Origin of the sequence: Flavobacterium sp., from assembly GCF_043780635.1 — a bacterium.
Taxonomy (GTDB): Bacteria; Bacteroidota; Bacteroidia; order Flavobacteriales; family Flavobacteriaceae; genus Flavobacterium.
The window spans coordinates 1-7,946 of sequence record NZ_JAYWCK010000131.1; the positions used below are offsets into that span (position 1 = coordinate 1).

At 31.9% G+C, this 7,946-nt stretch carries 6 protein-coding genes; all 6 read left to right on the top strand.

Annotated features, from left to right (window positions below):
• Positions 1-886, top strand: an 886-nt coding sequence (locus tag ACH2BV_RS11870; protein WP_395050947.1) for a multiheme c-type cytochrome, incomplete at its 5' end; no start/stop codon positions are given.
• Between the two features lie 622 nt (positions 887-1,508).
• Positions 1,509-2,087, top strand: coding sequence for a cytochrome c3 family protein (locus ACH2BV_RS11875; protein ID WP_395050948.1), 579 nt, complete (start codon positions 1,509-1,511; stop codon positions 2,085-2,087).
• A gap of 257 nt (positions 2,088-2,344) precedes the next feature.
• On the top strand, positions 2,345-3,430 hold the full coding sequence (locus ACH2BV_RS11880) for a 6-bladed beta-propeller (RefSeq protein WP_395050949.1): 1,086 nt from the start codon (positions 2,345-2,347) through the stop codon (positions 3,428-3,430).
• Positions 3,431-3,496: 66 nt separating this feature from the next.
• Positions 3,497-4,348 (top strand): cytochrome c3 family protein, encoded by an 852-nt coding sequence (locus tag ACH2BV_RS11885; protein ID WP_395050950.1) that lies wholly within the window; start codon positions 3,497-3,499, stop codon positions 4,346-4,348.
• Positions 4,345-6,306 (top strand): hypothetical protein, encoded by a 1,962-nt coding sequence (locus ACH2BV_RS11890; RefSeq protein WP_395050951.1) that lies wholly within the window; start codon positions 4,345-4,347, stop codon positions 6,304-6,306. Before ACH2BV_RS11885 ends, ACH2BV_RS11890 begins: the two co-directional genes overlap by 4 nt.
• Positions 6,307-6,324: 18 nt before the next feature.
• Entirely contained in the window at positions 6,325-7,410 is a 1,086-nt protein-coding gene (locus ACH2BV_RS11895) for a cytochrome c3 family protein (protein WP_395050952.1), read from the top strand.
• Positions 7,411-7,946 lie beyond the last annotated feature (536 nt).

The window sequence follows — 7,946 nt, forward strand, 5'->3', positions numbered from 1 at the left end:
TGGTAATGTAGCTACCAAAAACATACAAGTCGAATTTTCTAAACCATACAGACATAATGTATATGCTTATATGGGAATTCATGATCCGGCTGAGTCTAAAATTAAAACAGAAAAACATATAGAATGTACAGATTGTCATAATGCACACGCTTCCAATTCTTCTCAAGCACAAGCGCCACTAGTAAAAGGTGCAAATGTTAACGTAAAAGGAGTTGGCCTAACAGGGGTTGATGTTTTTCCAGCTGTTTATGAATATCAAATTTGTTTTAAATGCCATGCCGATAATCCTTTGACTCCAATTTATACTAATAGATATTTAGGAACAGCGAATACCCGAACTGATTTTGCTGCAACTAATGTTTCATTCCATCCTGTTGTTATAGAAGGGAAGAACAGCAATCCAAGGGGGTTAATTTCGCCTTATAATGCAAGTAGTAAGATATATTGTTCTTCTTGTCATGCCAGTGATGGGAAAAATTCGTCTTCAGGACCTCATGGTTCTATTTATCCAAGAATCTTAAAGGCTAACTATAATATGGATAAAACACCTCGATTGGGTAAGAATTGGCCATCATTGATACAAAGTAACTTCGCTTTGTGTTTTGAATGCCATGCAATAAGCACCGTTACAGACATTCATACAAAAATCAGTGGAGGACATTTTATGGAAACCATTGGCTGTAATACCTGTCATGACCCTCATGGCTATGAAGGTGGTTCGTTGTCTGAAAATGCATATGGTGTTAATTTCGACAAAAACGTGATACAGCCCAATCCTTTAAATGGTAGAATGATAGATCTCGACCAGAAAAAATGTTTTATGACCTGTCATGACCCTAATGGTGTGGTAAACTATACACACAAATCTGAAGGTTCAAATTATTAATTTCTACAACTGATGATACAATAAAAAACATTATGCCGTTGGGTGTAAAAAACATGTTTACAGCTTATCAATCTACCACATTTTTATAAAAAAGGCAGAAAACCTATTTTTCTGCTAGTCCTTTTGTTTTTTTTTAATAAAAAAAGGTTTCTCTATCCTCTGCAAAATAACCTAAAAAACGTATTAGACTTTTGATTGCTAAACAAAACAAGACAAATTTGTCTTGTTTTAAATATATAAACAAGACAAATTTGTCTTGTTTTGTAGTATTCAAAATTCACCTAAAAAACACAAATAATTCGTTATTTTAACTCATTTTAAATAAATTACTGTGTTGATAATCAATGCTTTAATTTTTTACTAAAAAAAGCATAAAATACATTGTAATATTTTAATTACCTGTAAATCAGATAATTAAAAATAATTATTAACTAAATCTTAAGAAAAATGCTGAATTTACTAAAAAGATGATATTTATCATATTTTTAGTATCAGTTTTCTTATAATTTTAACCTGTAATTAGAAAACAAAATAATTAAAAAAAACCCATTTAAAAACACATTAAAAACAACCTTAATTTATTATTATGAAAACAAAAAAATTATTTTTAACATTAGCTTTAGTGCTAATTTCAACTTTCACATTTGCTCAAGGAGTAATTACTGGATCTAAACACGATTTTAAAGCAGCGCTTTGGAATACAGGTGGCCAAATTTGTATTACTTGCCATACTCCTCACAACGCGATAGCTGCAACAGGAGCACCTTTATGGAACCATACTCTTACTGCAGCTACTTTCACTTTGTACACAAATTTAATTTCTTCTACTTTTAATGCAACAACTACTCAACCAGGGGGAACTTCTAAATTATGTTTAAGCTGCCATGATGGTACAGTAGATTTAGATGCATTTATTGGAAAAGCAGGAGCTCTTAGTGGTAAAATTACTGGACCTGCATTATTAGGGATAAATTTAAGTACTCACCATCCAGTTTCATTTGCGTATAATACTGCATTAGCAAGTTCTGATGGTGGTTTGAAAGACCCTTCAGTTACTCCTGCTGTAGCAGCTATGTTATTTGCAAACAATGTAGAATGTGCTTCATGTCATGATGCTCATAATAATGGACCTGTAGGTACTAAATTATTACGTGCAACAAATGCAGCAAGTGCATTGTGTTTGACCTGTCATATTAAATAACACATTTTATTGTTATAGGAAGAAAGGCGAAAAATTTTCGCCTTTTTTTTATACAACATATCTAAAAAAAAGGTGAAAATTTTTCGCCTTTTTTTTATAAAACTGGATATCTAAATTCTTAGGTTACAAAAATTTAATACGAATGATTAAACCCACTTATAACTGATAAATATCATAAAATATATTATTTTAATAGAATAAATTTGTATTGATTTAATTGGGTCTCTAATTTAAGGAATCTAAAAACTTTTAATCTTATGAAAATAGTGCAAAATTTATTGAAGGGTATTAAGTATATCATGATTGTATTTGGGGTTGTTATTACTTCCTGTTCTCCTAAAATAGCCAGTAATACCAAGGTGGAAGCTGCCAAAGTTTTATTCCCCAAAGAATCAGATACAGCTCGCATACAGTATTTAAGGTCTTATAGTAGTTCTTCGGATATTGCTGCTATACAGACTGCATTTAATGCTTCAATTGTTGGTAAGGAAGTAATTTCTAACATTGAAAAACCATATGGAGTCAGTATTAGAAATGGGAAAATTTACATTTGCGATTTAGGCAATAATACCATTAAAATAATAGATTTAGAAAATAAAAGTTTTAAAGAGTTTACTCCTAAACTAAAAAAAGGAGTTGCGGTTTCTATCAATAATTTTGTAGATGAAGATGGAAGCCTCTATTTGGCAAATCCAAGACAAGGAGTTGTATCGGTATATGATTCTAAAAATGAATATTTAACAGAGTTTGGTGGCGAGATCATGAAGAATCCTATTGACTTAGTTGTAAAAAACAACAAAATATATGTTGCAGATCTTGGAAATAACCGAGTAAATATATTTAATAAAGCAACCAAAGAATTTGAGGGATATTTCCCTGAATCTGTAGAAGGGAATAGTGATTATTTGTATTCTCCAACGGCTATAAGTATTTCTGATGACAGAATTTATGTTACGGATACAGGAGATTTTACCGTTAAAATATACTCGCTTGAAGGCAAGCATATTATGAATATAGGTGCATTAGGAGATAACATGGGGCAATTTTCGCGTCCAAAAGGTCTTGCGGCAGATAAAGAAAACAATGTATATGTGTTAGATGCAGCTTTTGAAAATGCTCAAATATTTAATAAAGAAGGCAAATTATTAATGTTCTTTGGAGGGGCCTATAATGGTCCTGGGGATATGTACTTACCAGTTCAAATTACAATTGATTATGAAAACACCAAATATTTTGAAAACTTAGTTGATAAAAGGTATGACCTCAAGTATTTAATTATTGTAGCTAATCAATTTGGACCTGAAAAAATTTCAGTGTACGGAAGAATAGACTTAAAGAAGTAATTAATACTCCTTGTTTAAATTTTTCACTAAAAAAGAAAAATCTTATATTTTATAATATGAAATCCAATGATCAAGTTTGTGTCTAAAAACTTTTTAATTTTTATTGTTTTTACAATACTTATTTTTTCATGTGCTCCAAACAAAATTTATAATTTAAAAAAGTTTTTTTTGGATGGTGTTCCCGCTCCCATTGTTGCCAATGTTGAATCAAAAGACTCCATAAATTTAGGGCAATTTGACAGTCTTAATCGGTCAAAAATAACAATTAAGAAACCAGAATTTGTCATCCATAAGCCCTATCTTGAAAAGAAATGTAATGATTGTCATTATGCGGGTAGTATGGGTAAATTAAAGACCCCTTTAAAAGACTTGTGTTATACATGTCATACTAATTTTAATACTGCCTATAGTTCTCTTCATGGACCTGTGGCATCCGGCAATTGCACCCAATGCCACAATCCACATAGATCAAAGCTGAATAGTTTATTGCTTGAAGAAGGAAATCTATTGTGCTTTAAATGCCATGATAAACTTGCCATTGATAGCTCTAAAATTCACAAAACCATAGGAGATAAAAGTTGTGTGACCTGCCACAATCCACACGGTGGTGCAAACAAAGGTTTACTACAAGACAATGCTTGCTATGAATGTCATGAAAAATTTGAAGTAAAATACACCTATATGCATGGGCCCGTTGGGGCTGGTGGTTTGTGTGTTGCCTGCCATGAAAGCCATGACTCAACTACACCAAGCCTCTTAAAATTAACAGCTAATGAATTGTGTTTAAACTGTCATAACAAAGCTGATATTTACAGAACACAAACTCATTTAACTTCAAAAAAACAGAGCTGTACCAGTTGCCATAACCCACACGGCAGTAATAACCCAATGCTTTTAACTAAAAATTCATCGTTATGAAAAAGTTAAAAGTTAGTTTCATAGTATTATTTACTTCTATACTAGGGGTTGCCCAAAATGGCAACTACCAACCCAAAACTTGGGGGCTTATGGGCTTAAATGGGGGGGTTGAATTGTATGGGCAATATAAGGACAGCTATACTTCGGGGCCTTTAGGTGAAAACAAGGAGACTAATTTTTTATATTCAGGTAAATTTTTGCTCAACGCCCAATCGTATTTTTGGCACCCCAATTTTTTAGTGTTGGATATAGAAGCCGAATACAATCCCGGTGCAGGACAAGATGCCTCCATATTAATGCCCGACTATGCCATCGTAAATTCAGGGGAGCGTTTAAATGTGGCGGCTTCTTTATTTAGAGAGAAAAAAATTAAATTAAGGCCTTTTCTTAGTTACAATAACGTCTATTCTAATTATGAAAATTTATCAGAATATAATGCTACCTATTTTAATTGGGGTAGCCATTTTAGCTTTAACAATAAATGGTTGCCACTTACTGTAACTTATAAGAACTCTAAAGATGAAAACCAAGAAAAATATACCAACCGACACTATAAAAATACAGAGGAAGAAATAGTTGGAACAATAGAAAAATCTATTGGGAAAAGAGATCAGAATGTATTTAATTTTTCACAACGATATTATACTTATGAATTGGTTGATGTATATGAAAATGAAAATAAAAGCACCAATCTCAATCTTCGAAACGACATTGCTATAGATAAAAACAAAGATTATAAATTTTCTTCTTTGATCTATAAGATATACCAAACGGGAACTAATCCCTTTGATAGGCTTAACTTTTCTGAAAACTTAACTATTAATTTACCATGGCATTTGAGGTTTAATACCCGTTTTGGATATTCAGAAGGCCATCAAGATGAACAGTTTTCAAAAAATAGAGATATTGAGGCTGATATTCAACACCAATGGTATGAAAGTTTAAATACTGCAGTTTTTTTTAAAAAAGGAGATTATGGTTGGTCTAACTCAAATGCAACGTTTAACCGGGCAGGTTTTAACATTGGCTACACAAAAAAAGTACCTTTAAAAGGGAAACTCTCCTTAAATTATAATTATTCTTTACAAGATCAACAAGGGAGCAGTGGAACAAGCGATATTTCTGTTTTTAAAGAACCCTATACTTTGGTTGATGGCAAAATAACTTTATTGCGAAATCCAAATGTATATATAGAATCTGTTTTGGTAACTGATGCAACTGCGAGTCTTATCTATCAGGAAAATATAGATTATATATTGATACAACGCGATGCTTTTATTGAAATTCAAAGGATACCAGGTGGTTTAATTCCGAACAACACGACGGTGTATATAGATTATACCGCAAAGAGTCTGGGAGTTTACTCCTATAAATTAGATGCAAATATATTTATGGGTATGTTAAATTTATTTGATAATTTGTTAGAAATTAATTATAAATACTTACATCAAGACTATAGAGATGTTGCAGTAACAAACGATTTGGTTTTACAATACATCAATCAAAAATTGTACGGATTTAAATTGAATTATCAATTTGTGAACATTGGGATTGAACATGATGATTTTAAAAGTAATGTAGTTCCTTACCGATTAACCCGATACTTTGCCAATTTACAGGGGAGTCTGAAAGACAATAAACTATCGTACACTTTAAATGGAAACTATACCAATTATCATATGATTGGTGAAGAAGGAAGAAAACAAAAATTTGTTGATGTAGCGATGAATCTAACTTATAATTTTAACTACAAAACCCACTTTGACTTAAGAGCAGGGTATAGAATCCAGGAAGGCGAAGGCATCGATTTAAATTTATTTTTGGGTAGTGCTAAATTGGCTACCATATACAAGCAAATAATAGTGGAGCTATCTGCTGATTTATACCGCAGAGAAACCCTTGCTATCGAGAATCATAATTTTAATGCGATTAAATTAAAAATAATAAGACGCTTTTAATAAAGAAATCCAAATATCATGAAAAAACAAACCAATTACCCAATTTTTAATACCAAGGATATTAAAATATCTTGGAAATTATTCGTTACAGTAAGTCTCCTTTTCTGCTTATCTTCAAATGTATTCGCTCAAGACAATAAATGTATTGAGTGCCATAAAGAAACTACAGCAAAAAAACACATTCATGGGCCAACGGCTACCAGTTGTGCTGCCTGCCATGAATCGAATGGGAAAAAGCACCCATCAACAACAAAAGAAGTGGGGTTTAAGTTATTTGCGGAAGGATCTGAACTTTGCTACTCATGCCATACGGAGATTAAAGAAGAACATAATTTAAAATTTGTACACGAGCCATTAAAAGAAGGGCAATGCATTAAGTGCCATGAAATACATAGTTCTGACAGTCCTAAATTTGTATCGGCTAGTTTACCAGGCTTATGCTTGTCATGCCATACGAGTCACAAAGAGGGACTTGCTAACGCAAAAACTGTGCATACTGCTTCTTTTGAAGGAGAATCTTGTTTAAAATGTCATAACCCTCATGCTTCTACAATTAAAAAATTGTTAGTAGATGAAAGCAAAACCTTATGCTTGAGTTGTCATAATAAGAAACTTAAAAAAGGGGATAGAGTTATTATGAATATTGAGGAGCATTTAAAAAAGAACGAACACAATCATCCTGCACTTAGTAAAAGCTGTACTGCCTGTCATAATCCCCATTATTCAGAAAGACAGTTGTTGTTACAAGAAAATTTTCCTTCAGGTAATTATGCAAAGGGTGTAACAGAAAATTATTCTCTTTGTTTTGAATGTCATGATACTGATTTGATGAATGCAGAAAAAACAACTACAGGGACTGGGTTTAGAAATGGTGATAAAAACTTGCATTTCGTTCATGTTACTAAAGAAAAAGGCCGTAGCTGTGTGAACTGTCACGATATTCATGCATCAAAAAACACCAAATTAATTGCAGATAAAGTGAAATTTGGCAGATGGGACATGCCATTAAACTTTATTGAGAAAGAAACAGGTGGTACCTGCTTAACAGGGTGTCATAAAGAAAGAGGGTATTCAAAAGGAGATACTCCTCTTACCAAGGAATAGAAAGTTATTTTATGATATAATACGCAATAAAAAGACCAGCTACGTACTGGTCTTTTTTTTTGTTGCAAGTGATAAAATGGAATATATTCCTCATTATATTGTGGTAAAAATTGCGAGATATATAGTTTTTAATGAGGTCTAAATAACAGAAGCTAATTTACTCTCAAGACCCCTTACATTAGATAAATCAAACGGTTATGCAAATATTCATCATTGAGAATATAGTTAAACAAAAAGGCTATAATGAGGTTCCATTAATAGAAAAGATTGAGTCTTGTGCTCCTAAAAGCAATAAATTGAGCTGTTTATCATATGCTTTGTTTTGAATATAGAACAGCAAACAACCTAGCTTGAAGCGAACTTTAATTATAATGATAACTGTTATGATTAAAAAAAAACTGTTGTAAAACAACAGTACTTTTTAAAATAGGTACTAATAATAATTACTATTTAACTAAAACTGCATCTTCCATAATTATTTTATAAAAGTATCCTGCTCCAAAATCTTTATTTAAAGCAATTACTCCCTCAAAAAC

Coding starts and splice junctions, on each gene's coding strand:
- ACH2BV_RS11890 (WP_395050951.1), top strand. CDS start 4,345: ATGAAAAAGTTAAAAGTTAGTTTCATAGTATTATTTACTTCTATACTA.
- ACH2BV_RS11895 (WP_395050952.1), top strand. CDS start 6,325: ATGAAAAAACAAACCAATTACCCAATTTTTAATACCAAGGATATTAAA.
- ACH2BV_RS11880 (WP_395050949.1), top strand. CDS start 2,345: ATGAAAATAGTGCAAAATTTATTGAAGGGTATTAAGTATATCATGATT.
- ACH2BV_RS11885 (WP_395050950.1), top strand. CDS start 3,497: ATGATCAAGTTTGTGTCTAAAAACTTTTTAATTTTTATTGTTTTTACA.